This is a genomic window from Mesorhizobium erdmanii, from assembly GCF_013170725.1.
Lineage (GTDB): Bacteria > Pseudomonadota > Alphaproteobacteria > Rhizobiales > Rhizobiaceae > Mesorhizobium > Mesorhizobium erdmanii.
The window spans coordinates 1461406-1481441 of the sequence record NZ_CP033361.1; the positions used below are offsets into that span (position 1 = coordinate 1461406).

At 63.0% G+C, this 20036-nt stretch carries 18 protein-coding genes and 1 tRNA gene; 15 read left to right on the plus strand and 4 right to left on the minus strand.

All coding sequences use genetic code 11. The features are described 5' to 3' along the window. Positions 1 to 64: 64 nt before the first annotated feature. A complete protein-coding gene (gene rpoH, locus EB233_RS07045) occupies positions 65 to 976 on the minus strand; it encodes an RNA polymerase sigma factor RpoH (RefSeq protein WP_027053961.1) in 912 nt (303 codons plus the stop codon). Between the two features lie 212 nt (positions 977 to 1188). Continuing rightward, positions 1189 to 2244 (minus strand): RluA family pseudouridine synthase, encoded by a 1056-nt coding sequence (locus EB233_RS07050; RefSeq protein WP_064990824.1) that lies wholly within the window; start codon positions 2242 to 2244, stop codon positions 1189 to 1191. A 26-nt stretch (positions 2245 to 2270) separates the two neighbouring features. On the opposite strand from EB233_RS07050, the gene EB233_RS07055 reads away from it, so the two are divergent. The 6 genes from EB233_RS07055 (at position 2271) to EB233_RS07080 (ending at position 6019) form a co-directional block, all read left to right on the plus strand. After that, positions 2271 to 2663, plus strand: a complete 393-nt coding sequence (locus EB233_RS07055; protein ID WP_064990823.1) for a fimbrial protein — start codon at positions 2271 to 2273, stop codon at positions 2661 to 2663. Continuing rightward, positions 2660 to 3067: a VOC family protein gene (locus tag EB233_RS07060; protein ID WP_064990822.1), complete on the plus strand. Its 408-nt coding sequence runs from the start codon at positions 2660 to 2662 to the stop codon at positions 3065 to 3067. The genes EB233_RS07055 and EB233_RS07060 overlap by 4 nt, the downstream gene beginning before the upstream one ends. A gap of 92 nt (positions 3068 to 3159) precedes the next feature. Beyond that, a tRNA-Glu gene (locus EB233_RS07065) sits at positions 3160 to 3234 on the plus strand. Between the two features lie 684 nt (positions 3235 to 3918). After that, a complete protein-coding gene (locus EB233_RS07070; protein WP_064990821.1) occupies positions 3919 to 4500 on the plus strand; it encodes a VOC family protein in 582 nt (193 codons plus the stop codon). 29 nt (positions 4501 to 4529) lie between these two features. Continuing rightward, positions 4530 to 5378, plus strand: a complete 849-nt coding sequence (locus EB233_RS07075; protein WP_064990820.1) for a glutathione S-transferase family protein — start codon at positions 4530 to 4532, stop codon at positions 5376 to 5378. 269 nt (positions 5379 to 5647) lie between these two features. Continuing rightward, entirely contained in the window at positions 5648 to 6019 is a 372-nt protein-coding gene (locus EB233_RS07080; protein ID WP_081294206.1) for a hypothetical protein, read from the plus strand. Between the two features lie 73 nt (positions 6020 to 6092). On the opposite strand, the gene EB233_RS07085 is transcribed toward EB233_RS07080, so the two are convergent. Next, the gene (locus tag EB233_RS07085) at positions 6093 to 6308 is read right to left on the minus strand and encodes a hypothetical protein (RefSeq protein WP_064990818.1); all 216 of its coding nucleotides are present in this window, start codon (positions 6306 to 6308) and stop codon (positions 6093 to 6095) included. A gap of 531 nt (positions 6309 to 6839) precedes the next feature. On the opposite strand from EB233_RS07085, the gene EB233_RS07090 reads away from it, so the two are divergent. The 9 genes from EB233_RS07090 to phoB all read left to right on the plus strand — a co-directional run bounded on the left by EB233_RS07090 (position 6840) and on the right by phoB (position 18455). Next, positions 6840 to 7529, plus strand: a complete 690-nt coding sequence (locus tag EB233_RS07090) for a DUF2865 domain-containing protein (protein WP_244277745.1) — start codon at positions 6840 to 6842, stop codon at positions 7527 to 7529. 128 nt (positions 7530 to 7657) lie between these two features. Beyond that, entirely contained in the window at positions 7658 to 7894 is a 237-nt protein-coding gene (locus EB233_RS07095) for a hypothetical protein (RefSeq protein ID WP_027053968.1), read from the plus strand. A gap of 545 nt (positions 7895 to 8439) precedes the next feature. Further along, positions 8440 to 12615: a PAS domain-containing protein gene (locus tag EB233_RS07100; RefSeq protein ID WP_064990816.1), complete on the plus strand. Its 4176-nt coding sequence runs from the start codon at positions 8440 to 8442 to the stop codon at positions 12613 to 12615. 533 nt (positions 12616 to 13148) lie between these two features. Next, positions 13149 to 14204, plus strand: coding sequence for a phosphate ABC transporter substrate-binding protein PstS (pstS, locus tag EB233_RS07105; protein WP_081294204.1), 1056 nt, complete (start codon positions 13149 to 13151; stop codon positions 14202 to 14204). A gap of 68 nt (positions 14205 to 14272) precedes the next feature. Beyond that, the gene (gene pstC / locus EB233_RS07110) at positions 14273 to 15256 is read left to right on the plus strand and encodes a phosphate ABC transporter permease subunit PstC (RefSeq protein ID WP_064990815.1); all 984 of its coding nucleotides are present in this window, start codon (positions 14273 to 14275) and stop codon (positions 15254 to 15256) included. A 3-nt stretch (positions 15257 to 15259) separates the two neighbouring features. After that, positions 15260 to 16111: a phosphate ABC transporter permease PstA gene (gene pstA, locus EB233_RS07115; RefSeq protein ID WP_064990814.1), complete on the plus strand. Its 852-nt coding sequence runs from the start codon at positions 15260 to 15262 to the stop codon at positions 16109 to 16111. Beyond that, positions 16108 to 16911, plus strand: coding sequence for a phosphate ABC transporter ATP-binding protein PstB (gene pstB, locus EB233_RS07120; protein WP_027053973.1), 804 nt, complete (start codon positions 16108 to 16110; stop codon positions 16909 to 16911). Before pstA ends, pstB begins: the two co-directional genes overlap by 4 nt. Positions 16912 to 16936: 25 nt before the next feature. Next, complete coding sequence (phoU, locus tag EB233_RS07125) at positions 16937 to 17644, plus strand: phosphate signaling complex protein PhoU (protein ID WP_010911897.1); 708 nt, start codon at positions 16937 to 16939, stop codon at positions 17642 to 17644. Between the two features lie 121 nt (positions 17645 to 17765). Continuing rightward, positions 17766 to 18455, plus strand: a complete 690-nt coding sequence (gene phoB / locus EB233_RS07130) for a phosphate regulon transcriptional regulator PhoB (protein ID WP_032917568.1) — start codon at positions 17766 to 17768, stop codon at positions 18453 to 18455. A 259-nt stretch (positions 18456 to 18714) separates the two neighbouring features. Here phoB and EB233_RS07135 read toward each other — a convergent pair whose 3' ends face one another. After that, entirely contained in the window at positions 18715 to 19956 is a 1242-nt protein-coding gene (locus EB233_RS07135; RefSeq protein WP_064990813.1) for an ROK family protein, read from the minus strand. Between the last annotated feature and the right edge of the window lie 80 nt (positions 19957 to 20036).

Sequence of the window (20036 nt, forward strand, 5' to 3'; positions counted from 1 at the left end):
TAACAAAAAAGGCGGCGCCAGTTTCCTGACGCCGCCTTTGTGTTTCGTTGCCGAAGCCGACTTTTTAAGCCGCCGGCTGCGCCTCGATGGTGCGCAGGGCCTGGGTCTGGCGCTTGGCGGCGGCCTTGACCGCATCCTGCACCTTCTCGAAGGCGCGCACCTCGATCTGGCGCACGCGCTCGCGGCTGATGTCGAATTCGGCCGACAACTCTTCCAGCGTCAGCGGCTCCTCGGCGAGGCGACGAGCCTCGAAGATGCGCCGCTCGCGATCGTTGAGCACCGCAAGAGCGCCCGACAGCATGCCGCGCCGGTTTTCCAGCTCGTCCTGCTCGATCAGCATTTCTTCCTGGCTTTCGTGGTCGTCGACCAGCCAGTCCTGCCATTCGCCGGACTCGCCTTCCGTCGCCCGGATCGGGGCGTTGAGCGACGCGTCGCCGGACAAGCGGCGGTTCATCGACACCACCTCGGCCTCGGAAACGTTCAGCCGCGTGGCGATCTCGGCGATCTGGTCAGGCTTGAGGTCGCCGTCATCCAGCGCCTGGATTTTGCCCTTCACCTTGCGCAGGTTGAAGAACAGGCGCTTTTGATTGGCGGTCGTGCCCATCTTGACCAGGCTCCACGAGCGCAGGATGTATTCCTGGATCGAGGCCTTGATCCACCACATGGCGTAGGTCGCGAGGCGGAAGCCACGCTCGGGTTCGAATTTCTTGACGGCCTGCATCAGGCCGACATTGCCTTCCGAGATCACCTCGCCGATCGGCAGGCCGTAGCCGCGATAGCCCATGGCGATCTTGGCAACGAGCCGCAAATGGCTGGTGACGAGCTTGTGCGCGGCGGAGGTGTCTTCATGCTCGGCATAACGCTTGGCGAGCATGTACTCTTCCTGCGGCTGAAGCATGGGAAAGCGACGGATTTCTTCCAGATAGCGGCTGAGGCCGCCTTCGCCGGAAACGATACTGGGTAGTGACTGGGCCATGATAGCGCCCCCTCTCTATTAGAGTGATGCCCCCGAAACGCGGCGGGCATGTGACGCGAGCACCAAAAGGCTCGCTCGCGACATCAGATCTTATACAGGAACAAAACCAGAAAAGACAGACATTTGTTCAACACGAAACAGTGTGTCACGCTGAAGTGAACAATGCCAGTCAGGTTTTTTGATGGCTGGTTTCGAGCCAGTTGATGGCGGGTTCAAAAATCGCGGAAGCCGCCGACGAGTTCCTCCATGTCCCCCGGTATCGGCGCCTCGAACCTCATCGGTAGATGGGTATCGGGATGGCGAAATGCAAGGAGCCAGGCATGCAAAGCTTGCCGGGAAAATGCTTTGACCCGACTTTTCAGGGGTTCCGGCAGCCGGTTGGCCTTGGTGCGGAAGGCCTGGCCGTAGTCCGGGTCGCCGATGACAGGATGGCCGATATGGGCCATGTGGACGCGGATCTGGTGGGTGCGGCCGGTTTCCAGCCGGCATTCGACCAGGCTTGCCGTGGCGAACTCCCGCTGTTTTTCGCCGAAACGCTCCTGAACGGCAAAGTGGGTGACGGCGTGGCGGGCGTCGTCGCGGCCTTCCGGCACCACGGCACGGCGCACCCGGTCGGCGGCGCGGCCAAGCGGTGCGTCGACCGTCCCGGTCGGTCTTTGCGGTATGCCCCAGACCAAAGCCAGATAGGCGCGCTCGAGATCGCCGGTCCGGCCATGGTCGGCGAAGGCTTCGGACAGCGCCTTATGAGCGCGGTCGGTCTTGGCAACCACCATGACGCCGCTGGTCTCCTTGTCGAGACGGTGCACGATACCCGGCCGGCGCACGCCGCCAATGCCCGACAAGCTGTCGCCGCAATGATGGATCAGCGCGTTGACCAGCGTGCCGGTCCAGTTGCCGGCGCCGGGATGCACGACCAGCCCCGCCGGTTTGTTGATGACGATCAGCGCGTCGTCCTCGTAGAGCACATCGAGCGCGATATTTTCGCCCTGCGGTTCGGCCGGCTCGGGCTCCGGCATGGCAACCGATACGCTTTCGCCTGGGGTCATCTTGCGCTTGGTTTCTTCGACAGGCTTGCCGTTGATGGAAACCGCGCCCTGCCGTATCAGCATCTGCACGCGGCTGCGCGACATGTCGGGGCCAAGCTGAGCGGCCAGCCATTGATCGAGACGTTGGCCGGACGCATCCGCGCCCGCGACCAGCACGGTCGGCTCGGCCTCGGCGAATTCGTCCTCTATCAATTGGGGTGCCTCTTCGCTATGAGCGCTCATCGAAAAACCGTTCCGGAATATTTGCCATGGCCCGGCCCAATGCCGATGAAGTCTCCGAAGCCGAGGAAAAGCCGCTCGACCCCGAAGTCGAAAAGATGCGTGGCAAGCTCGTCCGCTTCATGGCCATCAATCTCGGCCTGCTGTTGCTGGCTCTTATGGTGGTGATCGCGGCGATTGTCTACAAAGCCCGCAAGGCGCCACCGGTGGCCCCGCCGCTGGCCGGTGACATCCAAGTGCCAGCCGGCGAGCCCCTGAGCGGCGACATCGTGCTGCCGGTCGGTGCCAAAGTGATCAGCCAGTCGCTGTCGGGCAATCGCGTCTCGATCGATGCGGAACTCACCGACGGCAGTCGCGCGATCTTCGTCTATGATATCGCCGAGCGCCGTGTGATCGGCCAGTTCGCAATTCGCAACAAATGAGAGGCTTTGCCGAACATCGCCGTGTCGCAACCGTAGCGCTGGTCGTCGCCAATTATGACGCGGCGATCGCCTGGTATGTCGAGCGGCTGGGTTTCCTGCTCCTCGAAGACGTCGATCTCGGCGGCGGCAAGCGCTGGGTCACGGTGGCGCCAGCCGACGGTCAGGGCGCCAGGCTGCTGTTGGCCGAGGCGTCCGACGAGACACAAGGACAGAGCATCGGCAACCAGACCGGCGGCCGGGTCTTCCTGTTTCTCGAAACCAATGACGTTGCGCGCGACCACGCGGCGATGCTGGAAAAGGGCGTCGAATTCCGCGAGGCGCCGCGTTTCGAGCCCTATGGGACAGTGGCGGTCTTCGCCGATCTGCACGGCAATCTCTGGGACCTGATCGAGCCGAAGCGGTAACCCCCGCGGGCGGCGTTTCATTCGATCTGGTAAAGCCGCCAAAGCCCAGTTGCTTTTTCCCGGCCGTCAGCCTATATCGCCGGTTCTTGAGCGCGCCCATCGTCTAGCGGTCAGGACACCGCCCTCTCACGGCGGGAACAGGGGTTCGATTCTCCTTGGGCGTACCAAGCACGCGATTTGATCGTTGATCTCCCAAATCATCGAACACCATCCAGGCACCCACGCGCGTGGGTTGTGCTTGGCGGGAGGGTTCGCAAAGCCCGCGAAAACCCGACGATCAACTGGCCCGAATCCACCCAATTTAAGTCAGGCCGCAACGCTTGAAAGCGCAGCAATCTCTGTTACTTGGCGTGTGAGGGTAGCGTCCGCGGACGGCGGATTTTGGGTCGGGTAGAGTTGGAATGGCCTCGGTAAAGATGATGTGCTCGCGCTGCCATGGCGGCGGCAAGGTTTTCGATTGCTCCAGATGGAGTGCGTCGAAAGGGCATTGCTGCCCGCAAGGAACGCACCAGACCAATTGCCCAGGCAAGACCGTCACCTGCACCGAGTGCGGCGGCCTGGGAGCGCTGGCGGAACCTGAACTTAGGGCCGTCGCTTAGTCTCTCCTTCAGCCAGGATGTGACGAGGCGGCTTTCGCATCACGATCGTCCATCCCTTGAAAAGATCTGCAGGCTTTTGCGGCCAAAAGCGGTTTCACCGTCTTGCGACGATAAGGCTTGCCGCCGCTGGCGCGGCGCGGCCGATTGCATTAGCATCATGTCATGGATTTCGAGGCACGGCCGAAGCGGCGCGCAGAACGCCGGGTGCCAGGCAGATCCTGAGGGGCAACCGATGCCGCGGGGAGAGGGCCAATGCAGAAACTGCAAGCGCAGGGCGTCCACCACATCACGCTGGTCGGCGCCGGGCGCCAGACCTCGATCGATTTCTGGGAAGGCGTGCTCGGCATGCCGTTCATCTTCGAGCAGCCCAACCTCGACAAGGCCAGCGAGAGCCATCTCTATTTCGATCCGGGCGACGGCCGGCTGATCACCATCTTCACCGACGAGAGCCGCACGCCGCAGAAGCGGCGCACGCCCACCGATCCGGGTTGCGTGCACCACATCGCCTTTTCGGTGTCGCGGGTCACCTTCCTGCAGGCAGTCTCCCGGCTCGACGAGCGCGGCATCAAGCACAGCGGCGTCAAGGATCGCGGCTTCATGGATTCGATCTACTTCGAGGATCCGCTCGGCCTGCTGATCGAACTCGCCTCCTACCGCTTCGAGCCGCCGGCGGGTTTCACGCATGCCGAAGTGCTGATGCGAGCGCACAGGCTGCGCGTTGCACGTGGCGACTACAACATTGCCGAGGCGCACCTTGCCGACGCAATCCAGGCGCTTGTCGAGAGCTCCCGCGCGACCTTGTCGGACGACCGGGCGCCAAAGAATCCATACTGACGGCCAACGAAGACAGAGGGAGGACCACAATGGCAAAGACAGTGACCAAGAGTGCTGGCAAATCAGCGGTAAAGGTAAAGCCGAAAGCCGTCGCCAAGCCAGCAGCAAAAACGGCCTCGGCAAAGCCGGCAGCCGGAAAGTCGGCGCCCAAGACCGCCAAGGCCAAGCCGGCGAAAAAGCCAGCGCTGAAGCTCTCCATGCTGAAGCCGAGCGTCAACAACATGGCGGTGCGGGTGTTTGCCCGAGCGGCCGGCTTCGACGCCGCCGAGACCGACGCCTGGGGTCACACGCGCTCGCCCGAGTACATCGCGCGCAATCCTGCGCACCTGACGCCGATGATCGAGGACAAGGGCCTGCCCAGGGGGGTGCTTTGGGAAAGTTGCGCCATCATGCAGTATCTCGCCAACAAGCACGGGCTGGAGAAATTCTATCCGAAGGCGCCGGCCAAGCGGGCGATGGTCGACAGCGCCATGTTCTACCTGATCGGAACGCTCTACCCCTATGTAGCGCGCGCCACCTATCCGGCGCTGGGCTTCCCGCACTATGCCGGCGAGGTCGGCCACAGCGATGCCCATCCTGACAAGAAGTCGGAAGCGCAGAAGGCAGCGATGGCCGCGATCGCCGAGCCGCTGGAGGTCTTCCACAGCTTCTTCCGGGACGGCAAGCCGTTCATCGGCGGCAAGCACCCGTCGATCGCCGACATCCGGCTGGCGGCGACGCTCGAGTTTCTGGCGGTCATCGACTACGCGCTGCCCAAATGGGCGAAAGAGTACATGGCAGCGATCGAGAAGAAGCTCGGCAAGGCCTATGCCGAGCCGGCCGGCGACGTGCGTGGCTACATCGCCTATGTGAGGTCGCAGGCAAAGGCTTCAGCTTAAGGATTCGTTAACCAAAGCCCTGTCTACTGTCTGGAATTCACCGCGCGACCACGGATGTACTGGCGCACTACCGGTGGAAGGAAAGGTCGGCTCCGTGCCGGCCTTTTTGCTTTTTTCGGACCTCATGCCGGGGCATCGCGGGATGGTGATCCGGAAATGCCGGAGCATCAACTTTTCGCGTCGGGATATGGTCATCGCCGACATTGGCTCTAACATCCTTTCAGCCGAGTCGACCTGGGTTGCCGGCTCTGAGCGAGATGAGGTTTGCGATGAAATGCATGGCGGCAATGTTGATGATCGCCGGTGGCACGCTGATTGGAGCGCTTATCCCGTCACAAGCCGCGACGCTCAATACGATGGACGATATCGGGACCGCCATCCAGGCGTGCTGGACGCCGCCGGCGGATTCCGGAAATTCCACAGTGACCCTGAGCTTCAGCTTCAAGCGCGACGGGTCGCTGATCGGTCCGCCGCGGCCTACGGCCGCCAAGGTGGCAGGCAACGACAAGGCGCGCAAAGCCTTCATCGATGCGGCCATCGCGGCCGTCGAGAATTGCACGCCCCTAACCTTTTCACCGGCGCTGGCGAAGGGCATTGGCGGCAACGTCTTCACATTGCAACTGGTTTCCCCGAAGCAATAGCTATCCGGTCGCCTTTCAGCGCGATGGGCTTCAGGCCCCTGCCAGGCTGGCCCGGGCTTTCAGAGTCAGTCGCTCACTGGCTCAAGCGCCGGGCTTGGGCATGCCGTGCCAAATCCGGTGTCTCGAAGACATAATCGCTCCAGGCCGACTCCGGAATCTGCCCGGCCAGATAGCACTCGAGCAACAGATTTTCCTCGGGATTGAGCGATCGTGGCGCGCGCTCATGATCCAACCCGAGAGAATGGAAAAGGTTTCTTGTCAGTTCCGATACCGTGAAGTGGATCGACATCTGCGTTCTCCTCTGCCTATCAACGCCGCAGTCAGGCAAAGGTTTCGGGGTCAAGGCTCGGTAACGGTGGATTGATCGTTCGCCCTGCGGGCATGGCCTGCACCGCGGACAGCCGCCGGTCTCCAGGCATTGTTTTGCGGTTCGTCTCAATCTTGAAACAAAAATGTAATATTGAATTTACAGAGGTCGGTCTATCAGATTAAGTGAAAGTCTTATTAGGCCTAAAAACTACAAATATTATGTTTGGCTTATTTAGTCAAATATTGCCATAGTCGAAACGAATGCGATTCCAGGCTGTCAGCAACAAGGACATGTCGGCCGATGATCCGTTTCTGGCTTCTCATGATGATAGCGCTGGTGACGGCAACCGCTTCTGCGCTCGGTACGACGTCTTCCCAGGCGGATAGTTGCAGCGCGATCAGGAGCCAGTTGCTTTCCGGCGGCCGCGGCGGGGTCGTGGGCCCCGAACTAGCGCAACTGCGCCGCCAGCTTGCGGCGATCCAAGGTCTGGAGAGGCAGCGCAGGTGCACGGTGCAAAATGCCACCGGCGGCTTCTTCAACGCGTGTGCCGACCTGGCCAGAAACCGGACGGAGGTGCTGCGCCGGATCGCGGCCGGTTCCGGCCGAGACATTTCGGGCTTGCAGGCCCGGTTCACCGCGCTCGGCTGCACGACGGACCAGCGCCCGGCGCCAAAGAGCCAGTCCACGGCAGGCGGAGCAAATTATGCTAGTAATACGATACTGTTTTGCGTGCGCCTTTCGGATGGATATTTCTTTCCGGCGCCAAAGTCGCAATTCGCCGGGGGCGACGATATCAAGGATATGGCCGATCAATGCCGTTATATCTGCAATGACCCGGCCGTCGATCTCTACACGCTGAGCGATGCCAGCCTAGAAACCGAAAAGATGCTCGCGCTCGATACGCGCAAACCCTACACCGAACTGCCGTCGGCTTTCCGCTATCGCGACGATGCCAATTTCAAGGCCTGCGACGTCAAGCGCTATTACCAGCGGGTTGCCGAATTGAGGGCAAGGACGGTGACGCCGACAAACATGAGTAACGCCGTCATTCCCCTGCCGCAGCCAAAGCCGGACCTCGGCAGCGTTGCGGCGATCCCGCAATCCGGCACCGAGACCGCGGGCGCGGCTCAGTTGCAGTCGATCGAGGCCGGCAAGCGGCCGGTGCGCGTGGTCGGTCCGGCCTTCTTCCCGGCTGAATGACCGCCCCTCCCTGCGCATCCATCGGATAGCGGATTGTCGCGGGCTGTCATGGTGCAGCCAGCCATGAGACCGTCTGGAACAGAGGGGCGCTCACGGCGTTGTGATCGACACCAGCCGGGAGGAACACCATGGCTACGTTTAGGGAAATGCGGGTTCTGGAGATCGTCGAAGACGGCTCCCTGACCAACGACCAGAAGATCGCCGAATTGCGCGAGATCGAATCCGAGGCGCGCGGGCTCCAGCGGGCCGCGTCGGAAAGTCCGATGGGCGACGATGACGGCTGGCAGGACGATCTGCGCCAGGTCCGTCTTGCGCTCGACAAGCTAGGCGCAAAGGAACCGAAGAAGGGCGCGGCATCGCTATAGGAGCTGTTTTTACTCGCAGACCATGCGGACCCGCTGACCTGGCTCGCTTACATTCTTGCACGCCAATTGCTTTTCCGGGTCCGACGGCGGGGGAGGCGATGGTGAAAATCGCGTCTGGTGCCGTCTGTGCATGGCAGGTTTCGAAACTCTCTGCTCCGAAACTCGTCCGGGTGGCTGTGGCGGAACAGGAAAGGCGTCGTTGGCGGCCTGCGGCGCGTAGTCGATATTGGGTGGCGGCCGGTCCCAGAATCGCCTGGCATCGAGGGGCCGCGGAATGATGACCGTGCCGTCATAGCTGCGTGAACAGCCGCTGCCGCAAAGCAGCGCTACGCCCAGCAAGAAAGGCCCTATCCGTCCAATCATAAGCAACACCCCTGCACGGCTTATAACGCGGCCGTGGTGCGCTCGACAACCGGACCGAATAGCGCAGGAGGAACAGGCCGGTTGCGCCGTTAAGGTTAGCGGATCGTTAATGCTTCTCGGGCACATTCCGCCGACGAACCGCGGAGGGAGGGTTCGACCTTGATTTTCGGGGTGGGGACAGCATGGCGGAAGCGGACGAAGCAATCGGCGCGCGCGGCAAGCGTAGGCCCGGCAGGGCGGTGCATCGCGACGATGCGTCACCTTCCGCAGACAGGGATTCGACCGATGCGCTTCGCCAATTGGTCGAGGCCGCGTCCGACTGGCAATGGGAGACCGACGCCGAACTGCGCTTTTCCTGGCTTTCGCAAAACTACCAGGCTGCGACGGGCATCAATCCGGCAGATGTTCTTGGCCGGTTTCGCTTCGATTTCCTCCATCAGGTCCTGAAGGGCAACCACAGCGCGGCAGCGCATCTGGAAGATCTGCAGGCGCGCCGGCCCTTCCGCGACTTCGTCTACGAGCTGAAGGGAGGGCGCGCCGACTGCCGCTGGGTTCTGACGTCAGGCTTCCCAAGGTTTGACGGCGACGGAGAGTTCGCTGGCTATCGCGGCATAGGCCGCAATGTCACGGCACTGGTCAGCGCCTTCGAGACCGTGGAGCAGAGCCCGTTGTCGGACGGTGAACCCGACCGGCATCTTGCCGATCTCGAACGGACGATGGACGCCATGCACATGGGCGTCGTGCTTCTCGACGCCAGGCTCGACACGCTGATCGTCAACAAGGCCTATCGCGACCTGTCCAGGATTCCGGATGGTGCCGTGACCGTCGGCGCTCCGTTCAGCCGGTTGATGGAACTCAACCGCCGCAATGGCATCTATGGCGACATCGACGAACAGCAGTGGCAGCGCTATCTCGCCACCCGGTTGGAAGAGATTCGCGCCGGCTCCGTCGCGCCGCGCGAATTTGTCCATGCCAGCGGCAGGACGATGATGTTCTCGGTGACTGCGCTGTCGGGGGGCAAGCGGCTATTGACCTACTATGAGGTCACCGAACTCAAGCGCCGCGATGCCGAGATCGAAAGCGCCAACGCCAAAATCGCCGAGACCTTCGTCAATCTCCGCACCATGGTCGACCAGATGCCGATCGGCGTTCTCGTCCTCGATGCCGATATGCGCGCCGAAGTCATCAATCGGGCCTTCTATGATTTCTGGAGGATCGATCCGAGCCGTGCCGGGATCGGCTCGCCCTTCCGCGAGCTGATGGAAGCCAGCCGTACCATCGACCCTTACGGCGCCGATGAAATTGCCTGGCAACGTCACAGCGCAGAGCGCGAAGCCGAGATCAGGACCGGCATCGCCGGCTCCAGGCAATTGCCGCACAATGATGGGCGCACGCTCGTCGCGTCGCTGGCACCGCTACCCGGCGGCAAGCGGCTCGTCTCCTATGTCGACGTTACCGACATGAAGGGCCGCGAGACCGAAGCGCAGGACGCGCGCAAGCACCTGGCCAGCGTGCTGGAATCGCTGCCGGCCGGCGTCATCATCTACGACCGCGACGACAAGTTCGTCTTCGCCAACCTCAAGCTGCAGGACTCGCTGCCGGCGCTGAAGCCCTTCTGGCAGCCTGGCCGCAGCTTCCGCGAGGCGCTGGAATTCGGCCGTTCGGTCGGCTATTTCCGCTCCAGCGGCGATAGCGGGATGGACAGGCTGTACGAGACCGAACCCGAACGCTGGCTCGACAGCATGCTGGCGCGCTACAGGCTGCCAAATTCTTCCTACGAGCGCCTCAACGCCGATGGACGCTGGTACCAGGTCTACGACATGCGCACCGATGACGGCACGTTCATCGGTGTGCGCGTCGACATCACCGAAATCAAGAGCCGCGAGGCGGCGCTGCGCGATTCGATGCGCCAGATCGATCTGTTCCGGCATGTCATGGACGAGTTGCCGGTGGCGGCCTTCATCAAGGCGCAGGATTTAAGCATCGAATTCGTCAACAAGGCATGGTGCGCCATTACGGGCCTTGCCAAGGCAGACGTCATCGGCCGGACCGACCGTCAGCTGTTCGGCGCCGAGGAAGCGGAAGGCTTCAGCCATGACGACAGCGATGTCGTGGCGACCGGCGCCGTGCGCGAGGTCGAGGAGTCCGTCACCCATCGCGACGGCACGGTGCGGCAGTTGATGACGCGCAAGAGCCGCCTAGCGGCTACGGATGGCTCCGTGCATCTGGTCGGATCCAGCACCGACATCACCGAGGTCAAGGCGCGCGAGCGGGCTCTGGAAGAGAGCATGCGCGAGAACGAGGTGTTCCGCAGCCTGATCGACAATGTCCCGGTGTCGATCTACGCCAAGCGCTCCGATCTACGGCAGTTCTACGTCAACAAGGGTTGGTGCGACCTCACCGGATTCAGCAAGCAGGAGGCGATCGGCAAGACCGACGTGGAGATCTTCGGTCCGGATGGCGAAGCTTTCGTCGCCGGCGATCTGGCCGTCCTGCGCACCGGCGAGACCCAGGAGATCGAGGAGACCGTACAGCTTGCCGACGGCAGCGTCAGGCATCAATTCGCGCGCAAGGGCGCGATGATCGCGTCGGACGGCTCGCTCTACCTGATCGGATCGACCACCGACATCACGGAACTGAAGATGCGCGAGGCCGAACTCAGCGAGGCGCGCCAGCGCGCCGTGCTGGCCGACCGCGCCAAGTCGGAATTCCTCGCCAATATGAGCCATGAGATCCGCACGCCGATGAACGGTGTGCTCGGCATGGCGGAACTCCTGGCCAAGTCCAATCTCGATCCCAAGCAGAAGACGTTCACCGACATCATCGTCAAATCGGGCAACGCGCTGCTGACCATCATCAACGACATCCTCGATTTCTCCAAGATCGACGCCGGCCAGATGGTGCTCGATCCGGCGCCCTTCAATCTTGCCGAGGCGATCGAGGACGTGGCTACACTGGTGTCGACACGGGCCAAGGAAAAGGATCTCGAGCTCATCGTGCGCGTCGAGCCGAGGCTCGAAAGCCTGTTCGTCGGCGATGTCGGCCGCATCCGGCAGATCGTAACCAACCTCCTCGGCAATGCGGTCAAGTTCACGGACGAGGGCCATGTGCTGGTCGACGTGACCGGCGAGAGGGTCCCGACCGGAACCAGGCTGACGATCTCGGTCACCGACACCGGGATCGGCATTCCCGAGGAAAAACTGAAACTGGTGTTCGAAAAATTCAGTCAGGTCGACACTTCTTCGACCCGGCGGCACGAAGGCACCGGGCTCGGCCTTGCCATCACCTCGCGGCTGGTCGAACTGATGGGCGGCACCATCGGTGTCGAGAGCGCCGAGGGCAAGGGCTCGACCTTTTGGTTCACCGTGACGCTGCCCGGGGCCGGACAGCAGAACGGGCAGCGCATCATGCCGGTGGACGTGACGGGCGCCCGCGTGCTGATCGTCGACGACAATGCAGTCAACCGGGCCATCCTGACCGAGCAGATGACCTCGTGGACGTTCGATTCCTGCGCGGCCCAAAGCGGCGCCGAGGGCCTCAAGGTGCTGATCGCGGCCGCCGCCTATGGTGTGCCGGTCGATTGCGTCGTGCTCGACTACCAGATGCCCGAGATGAGCGGCGCGGAAATGGCGCGCATCGTGCGCAACACCGAAGGCCTCACCGGCACGCCGATCATCATGCTGACCTCGGTCGACCAGTCGCTCGCCAATACCAGCTACCGCGATCTCGGCATCGATGCCCAGCTGATCAAACCGGCGCGCTCCTCCGTGCTCCTGGAAACGCTGGTCGCGACCATCCAGCGCCACCGCCACACCACGGATGACCATGCCGCGCAGTATGCTGTAGCCGAAGGGTTCGGTGCTCCCCAGCGGCCGCCGCTGGCGCCGTCCGAGCAACGCGCGCAATTGCAGCCGCCGCCGGTTCGCCCGAGGCTCCCGGCCACTGGCGGTGGCGGACACAGGCTGGATATCCTCGTGGCCGAGGACAATGAGGTGAACCAGATGGTCTTCACCCAGATCCTCGGCGAGACCGGCTACGGTTTCGAGATTGTCGGCAATGGCCGCAAGGCGCTCGACGCCTTCGGCAAGCTCAATCCGGCCATGATCCTGATGGACGTCTCGATGCCGGAGATGAGCGGGCTCGAGGCAACCGCCGCGATCCGCCGGCTGGAGCAGGAAACCGGGACGCATGTCCCCATCGTCGGCGTCACCGCGCATGCGCTCAAGGGCGACCGCGAACGCTGCCTGGAGGCGGGCATGGACGACTATCTGCCCAAGCCGATCAGCCCCAGGGCCCTGCTGGAGAAAGTCGAGCGGTGGCTCGGCGCGGGCCGTCAGGTCCAGCGCAACGCGGGATAGCACCGCGTCGGCGGGTTCCAAGCATCGGAAACGGCAAGCCGAGGGAATCAATCGCGGATTCGCTGCTATCCCTGCGTGCAATGCCTATGGTGCGATCGCACCATACCAAAGGCTGTGCCGAGCCGGGACAATGGCAAAATCGAATTCCGCCCTTGCAGTTACGGGCGGGAGCAGCGACCGCCAGTACGGAACAGCGTCAACCTACCCCAACGGACCTGTTTTTGGCGACGGCCCGGCCATGACACGCTCTGGTCTTGAGCAACGCACTCCCGCCCGGATTTTATTTACCGGAGGCAGCCGCCGTCGCACCCGACGGCGGCCGTGCTTTGCGGACTGCTCAACTCACTGATTCAGAGGGTAAACCGGAACGCCGCCACTGGTGGCGGTCGCTGTCACCTTTGGAGGCGCCGGCAACGCGTTACCGGGCTGACATGAAACTGTCATGCGACTGTTATAATCGAACGCTATTGGCCTCAGCGGGCGCTGCTTAGGAATGGCGCCGAGAGACCATCTTCCGAACAGGAGCAGGCCACATGAGACATTTCATCCGCTCGGCGGCCGTTGCGATCGCAATGGCTACAGCGTCTACCTTCACCCTTTCCGCAGCCATCGCAGCTGACCTTTCCGGCGCCGGCTCGACCTTCATCTATCCGGTGTTCGCCAAATGGGCCGACACCTACAAGAAGGACACCGGCATCGGCCTCAACTACCAGTCGATCGGCTCGGGCGGCGGCATCAAGCAGGTCATCGCCAAGACCGTGACCTTCGGCGCCACCGACAAGCCGATGTCCGACGCCGATCTGGAAAAGAACGGCCTCGTGCAGTTCCCGATGGTGATGGGCGGCATCGTGCCGATCGTCAACCTCACCAGCGTCAAGCCGGGCGAACTGGTCCTCGACGGCAAGACGCTTGCCCAGATCTATCTCGGCGCCATCACCACCTGGGACGACGCCGCGATCAAGGCGCTGAACCCCAGCCTCACCCTGCCGTCGACGGCCATTGCCGTCGTGCATCGTTCGGACGGCTCGGGCACCACCTTCAACTTCACCGACTACCTGGTGAAGCTCTCGCCCGACTGGAAGGACAAGGTCGGTTCGGACACCGCCGTCGAATGGCCGACGGGCGTCGGCGCCAAGGGCTCGGAAGGCGTCGCCAACACCGTCAAGCAGACGGATGGCGGCATCGGCTACGTCGAATACGCCTATGCCAAGCAGAACAACCTGTCCTACTCCAAGCTGGTGAATGCTGCCGGCAAGGTCGTCGAGCCGTCGCTCGAATCCTTCGGCGCCGCCGCTTCGAACGCCGACTTCAAGACTGCCAAGAACTTCAACGTCATCATCACCAACGAGCCCGGCGACACCACCTGGCCGATCGCCGCCTCGACCTGGGTTCTGATCCACAAGGCTCCGAATGATGCCGCCGCCACCGGCGAAGCCCTGAAGTTCTTCGCCTGGGCCTACAAGGACGGCAAGGAAACCGCCAAGGCGCTCGACTATGTCTCGATCCCCGACAGCGTCGTCGACCTGATCAAGGCTTCGTGGAAGGCCGACATCCAGGCCGACGGCAAGCCCGTCTACGCCGGCGAGTAATATCTCTTGAAGGAGCGCCGCGCCCGCGGCGCTCCTTTTCTCATCAACTTGAAAGAGCCGAGCTTGACATGAGCGCTGTCCAGGAAGCCTTGCCAGCCGTCAGAAATTCGCGCGATGCCACCGTTCGACGGTTCGCGCTGACCGACTCGATCTTCCACGCGACGACCCGGGCGGCCGCCATATTGGTGCTGGTCCTGCTTGGCGGTGTTGCGATCTCGCTGTTTGCCGGTTCCTGGCAAGCCCTTTCGACCTTCGGCTTTTCCTTCCTGACCACCGAGAGCTGGAACCCGGTGACAGAGAAGTTCGGTGCGCTGGCGCCGATCTACGGCACCATCATCACCTCGGCGATCGCGATCCTGATCGCCGTGCCGCTAGGCATCGGCATCGCCATCTTCCTCACCGAGCTTTGCCCGCGCCCGCTGCGGCGGCCGATCGGCATGGCGGTTGAACTGCTGGCCGGCATCCCATCGATCATCTACGGCATCTGGGGCCTGTTCGTGCTGGCGCCGTTCCTGCAGACGACCATTCAGCCCTTCATCATCAGCGTGTTCCATGGCATTCCGGGCCTCAACGGCCTGTTCGCCGGCCCGCCCTATGGCATCGGCCTGCTGACCTCGGCGATGATCCTGGCCATCATGATCCTGCCTTTCATCACCTCGATCACCAAGGACGTCTTCGACACGGTGCCGTCGGTGCTGAAGGAGTCGGCCTATGGCATCGGCTGCACGACCTGGGAAGTCACGCGCCGGGTCGTCATTCCCTATACGCGCATCGGCATCATGGGCGGCGTCATGCTGGCGCTCGGCCGCGCGCTCGGTGAAACAATGGCGGTGACGTTCGTCATCGGCAACGCGCACCGCATTTCGACGTCGCTGTTTGCGCCGGCAACGACCATCTCGGCGACCATCGCCAACGAATTCACCGAAGCGGTCGGCGACCTCTACACCTCCTCGCTGGTGGCGCTCGGCCTGATCCTGTTCGTCATCACTTTCCTGATCCTTGCCATCGCCCGCTACATGCTGATGCGCATCGATGCCCGTACCGGAGCCTGACCGATGTCGACAGCCGCATCGCTTCACCAGAGCCGCAAGCGCAAGAATGGCGTGATGATGACGCTGTGCGTCGCCGCCGCCGGCATCGGCCTCGCCTGGCTGGCGCTGATCCTCGGCGCCCTGCTGTACAAGGGCCTTTCAGGTGTCAATCTTGCGGTCTTCACTGAAATGACGCCGCCGCCCGGCGATGCCGGCGGCCTGCTCAACGCCATCTACGGCAGTATTGTGATGACCATCATCGGCATCATCGTCGGCACGCCGATCGGTGTGCTGGCCGGCACCTACATGGCTGAGTACGGGCGTTTCTCGAAGCTCACCACCGTGGTGCGCTTCATCAACGACATCCTGCTGTCGGCGCCGTCGATCATCATCGGCCTGTTCGTCTATGAGCTGATGGTGCGGCCGATGGGACATTTCTCGGCGATCGCCGGCGCCGTCGCGCTGGCGATCCTGGTCATCCCCGTCGTGGTGCGCACCACCGAAGACATGCTCAACCTGGTGCCGAACGCCTTGCGCGAAGCCGGCACCGCGATCGGTGCGCCGCGCTGGGTGGTCATCCGTTCGGTCGCCTACCGCGCCGCGATGTCGGGCATCGTCACCGGCATATTGCTGGCCATCGCCCGCATCTCGGGCGAGACCGCACCGCTGCTTTTCACGGCGCTGAACAACCAGTTCTGGTCGAGCAATCTCAACGCGCCGATGGCCAGCCTGCCGGTCACCATCTTCCAGTTCGCTCTCAGCCCCTATGAGGAATGGCAGCAACTGGCCTGGACCGGCGCACTCATAATCACATTGACGGTTCTCGCGCTCAGCATCTTCGCGCGCAGCCTGACCGGACGCAGAGAGGACAAATGAGCCAGATGTTGTCTCCAGACATGACGATCGCCGCCGAGGCGGTGGCCAAGGCCAAGATCGAGGTCAAGAACCTCAACTTCTACTATGGCCAGTCGAAGGCCCTGAAGGACATCACGCTGTCGCTGCCCGAGCGCAGCGTCACCGCCTTCATCGGGCCTTCGGGCTGCGGAAAGTCGACGCTGCTGCGCGTCTTCAACCGCATCTACGAGCTCTATCCCAAGCAGACGGCCGAAGGCCAGGTGCTGCTCGACGGCCAGAACGTTCTCGATCGTTCGCAGGACCTCAACCTGCTGCGTACCAAGATCGGAATGGTGTTCCAGAAGCCGACACCGTTCCCGATGTCGATCTATGAGAACATCGCTTTTGGCGTCAGGCTCTACGAGAAGATCAGCAAGGCCGAGATGGATGGCCGTGTCGAGCAGGCGCTGAAGCGTGCGGCACTGTGGACCGAGGTCAAGGATAAGCTCAACGCCAGCGGCCTCAGCCTGTCGGGCGGCCAGCAGCAGCGGCTGTGCATCGCCCGTACCGTGGCGGTGAAGCCGGAAGTCATCCTGCTCGACGAGCCGGCCTCGGCACTCGATCCGCTGTCGACCGCCAAGATCGAGGAACTGATCGACGAGCTGCAGGCCGACTACACGATCGTCATCGTCACCCACAACATGCAGCAGGCGGCGCGCGTCTCGAAGCAGACCGCCTTCATGTATCTGGGCGAGCTGGTCGAGTTCGACAAGACCGAGAAGATCTTCACGTCGCCTCGCGAGAAGCGCACGCAAGACTACATCACCGGCCGCTTCGGCTGATCGCACGCATACGAGGACCAGAATCATGGCCGAACACACGGTTGCAGCCTTCGACGAGGATCTCGGACAGATCAGCAGGCTGATCAGCGACATGGGCGACCTCGCCGGCTCGATGGTTGGCGGCGCCACTAAGGCGCTGCTGAATTCCGACAATGCTCTCGCACAGCGCGTGGTCTCCGACGACGCCATCATGGACGCGCGCCAGCGCGAACTCGACGACCGCGCCATCACGCTGATCGCCAAGCGCCAGCCGATGGCCGACGATCTGCGCCATGTCGTCGGCTCGATCCGCATGGCCGGCGACCTCGAGCGCATCGGCGACCTTGCCAAGAACATCGCCAAGCGCGTCGGCACCGTTGGCCTCAGCGCGACGCCGCGCGACCTGTCGCATTCCATCGACGCCATGGCGCAGCTGGTGCTGATCCAGGTGCAGGGCGTGATCGAGGAGTATGCGGCGCGCGATGCCGCCGCACTGGCGAAGCTGCGCGCCGACGATGAGCGCATCGACGTCAAATATACCTCGGTCTTCCGCGAATTGCTGACCTACATGATGGAGGATCCGCGCAACATCACGGCTTGCACGCATCTGTTGTTCTGCGCCAAGAATCTCGAACGCATCGGCGATCACGTGACCAACATCGCCGAGAACGCATATTACGTGCTGACCGGCACGCAGCTGCCCGCCAATCGTCCCAAGCAGGACGAAACGGCGATGTCGGCGCCGGCGGCCTGAACGCTAGAGCGGCTCATCGTTTCGAGGAAACGCCAAACCGCTCTATCTCTTTGTTTCACGCAATTCCGGACGGAAAACCGCTACACACTTTTCCTGGAATTGCTTTGGAGGTGACCAGTCGATGATCGCGCCACGCATCATGGTGGTGGAGGACGAGGAGCCGCTGGGGGTGCTGCTCCGCTACAATCTTGAATCCGAAGGCTATCAGGTCGAGGTGGTGCCGCGCGGCGACGAAGCCGAAATCCGCCTGCAGGAGAACGTGCCCGACCTTCTGGTGCTCGACTGGATGGTGCCGGCGGTGTCCGGCATCGAACTCTGCCGGCGCCTGCGGATGCGGCCCGAGACCGAGCGGCTTCCGATCATCATGTTGACGGCGCGTGGCGAGGAAAGCGATCGCGTGCGCGGCCTTTCCACCGGCGCCGACGACTATCTGGTCAAGCCGTTCTCGACGCCGGAATTCATGGCCAGGGTCAAGGCGCTGCTGCGCCGCGCCAAGCCGGAAGTTCTGTCCAGCGTGCTCAAGGTCGGCGACATCGTGCTCGACCGCGAATCGCACCGAGTCTATCGCAAGAAGAGCGAGATCCGGCTCGGGCCGACCGAGTTCCGCCTGCTCGAATTCATGATGCGCCATCCCGGCCGCGTGTTCTCCCGCAGCCAACTGCTCGACAATGTCTGGGGCGAGACGATCTATATCGACGAGCGCACCGTGGACGTGCATGTGGGCCGCCTGCGCAAGGCTGTCAACAATGGCCGTATGCCAGACGTCATCCGCACCATTCGCGGCGCCGGGTATGCGATCAGGGAAGATTGACTGCTGGCGTTTTTGATGGGCCGAGGTGCCCAACGCTTCGTCATCCACGAGCGAAGCGGACGCGCAGACCCGAGGATCCATGCCGCGACTTTGACGTGTTGCCACTGCGTAGAATTCTGCACCGCCGCGTCCCTCGGTCGACGTAACGGAATGGATCATTGGGTCTTCGCGACGGAGCTTCGCTCCTGCTTCGCCCAAGGATGATGACATCCGGGAAGCTGCAGCCAATCTCGAATGGCGGCGATGCCCTTCGCAAGGCCTACGCCACGTTCTTGCCCGAACCCGCTCGCCCCTGCACGCCCGGGGCGAAAATCTCCTGGTCGACGAAGGTCAGCGCGCGCATCGCGCAGCCTTCGCGGATAAGCGGCAATTCGTTTGGTTCAGTATCGAACGAAATCGATTTCGAGTGCTGGCCGCCGGCGGTCTGGGCGATGGCCTCGCGTAGCGCGGGCTCGATCAGGTCGAAGGCGGCGGCACTGACGCCGACCATGGCGACGGGCGCGGGATCGATCAGCGCGAACAGGCTGCCGAGGCCATAACCCAGCGCTTCGCCGGCCTTGCGATATGCTTCGCGCTCGGGGCCAGCTCTTTCGCGCGCCGTGGCCGCCAGGGTCCGCATGTCCGCGTCGCTGACGTCGACCGGCTCGGTGTCCTCGCCGAGCTGCTTGGCATTGCGCCAGATGGCGTAGTTGCCGGCATAGGCCTCGACGCAGCCGCGGCGTCCGCAGCGGCAGAGCGCGCCGCCGGGCCGATGGATCATGTGGCCAAACTCGCCGCCCGAGGAATGGGTGCCGGTGAACAGCTCGCCCTTCAGCACCAGCCCCATGCCGATGCCGTGAGACAACAGGATGGCGATGAAGTCGTCGCGGTAGCGCTCGGGGTCGCGCCAGCGCAGCGCCACCGCCATCATGTTGCAGTCGTTTTCCATGGTGGCGGGGATGCCGAACTCGGCTTCGAGTATGTCGGCGAAGGCGATGTCGGTCTGCGGCGTGATCGGCGACCACAGCATGGCCCGGGCCTCGGTGTCGGTGATGCCCTGGATCGCCAGCGCGATGCGGGCGACGCTGCGCACGTCGATATCGGGATCGGCGAGGCGCCGTCGTACGATAGCCGTGCATTCGCCGATCAGCGCCTCGCGCGACATGGTCAGCGTGTCCAGGCGGCGCTGTTCCTCCGATATCACCTGGCCGGCATAGTCGATGACGGCGACAGAAAGGAAATTCAGCGAAAGCACCACGGTCATGACGGTCGCGGCCTCCGGATTGAGGCCGAGGCCGACCTGCGGCCTGCCGCGTTTGAGCGAACCCACCTCGCTCGGCTTGCCTTCGGCCAGGATGCCTTCGCCGATCAGGTCGGAGGAAATTGCCGATATGGTCGAATGGCTGAGGCCGGTGGTCGCGGCGATCTCGGTGCGCGAGGGCCGGCCGGCCCGACGCACGGCCGCGATCACCATGGCGCGGTTGCGCCGGCGCAGATCGTCGTGGCGGATTCCGACCGACATGCTTTTCCACTTCCTCCCCGTCGCGGCGGTTCTTCCTGCCCCTCGAACACTGCCGACAACAGGTCAAATACTGGCAGAAG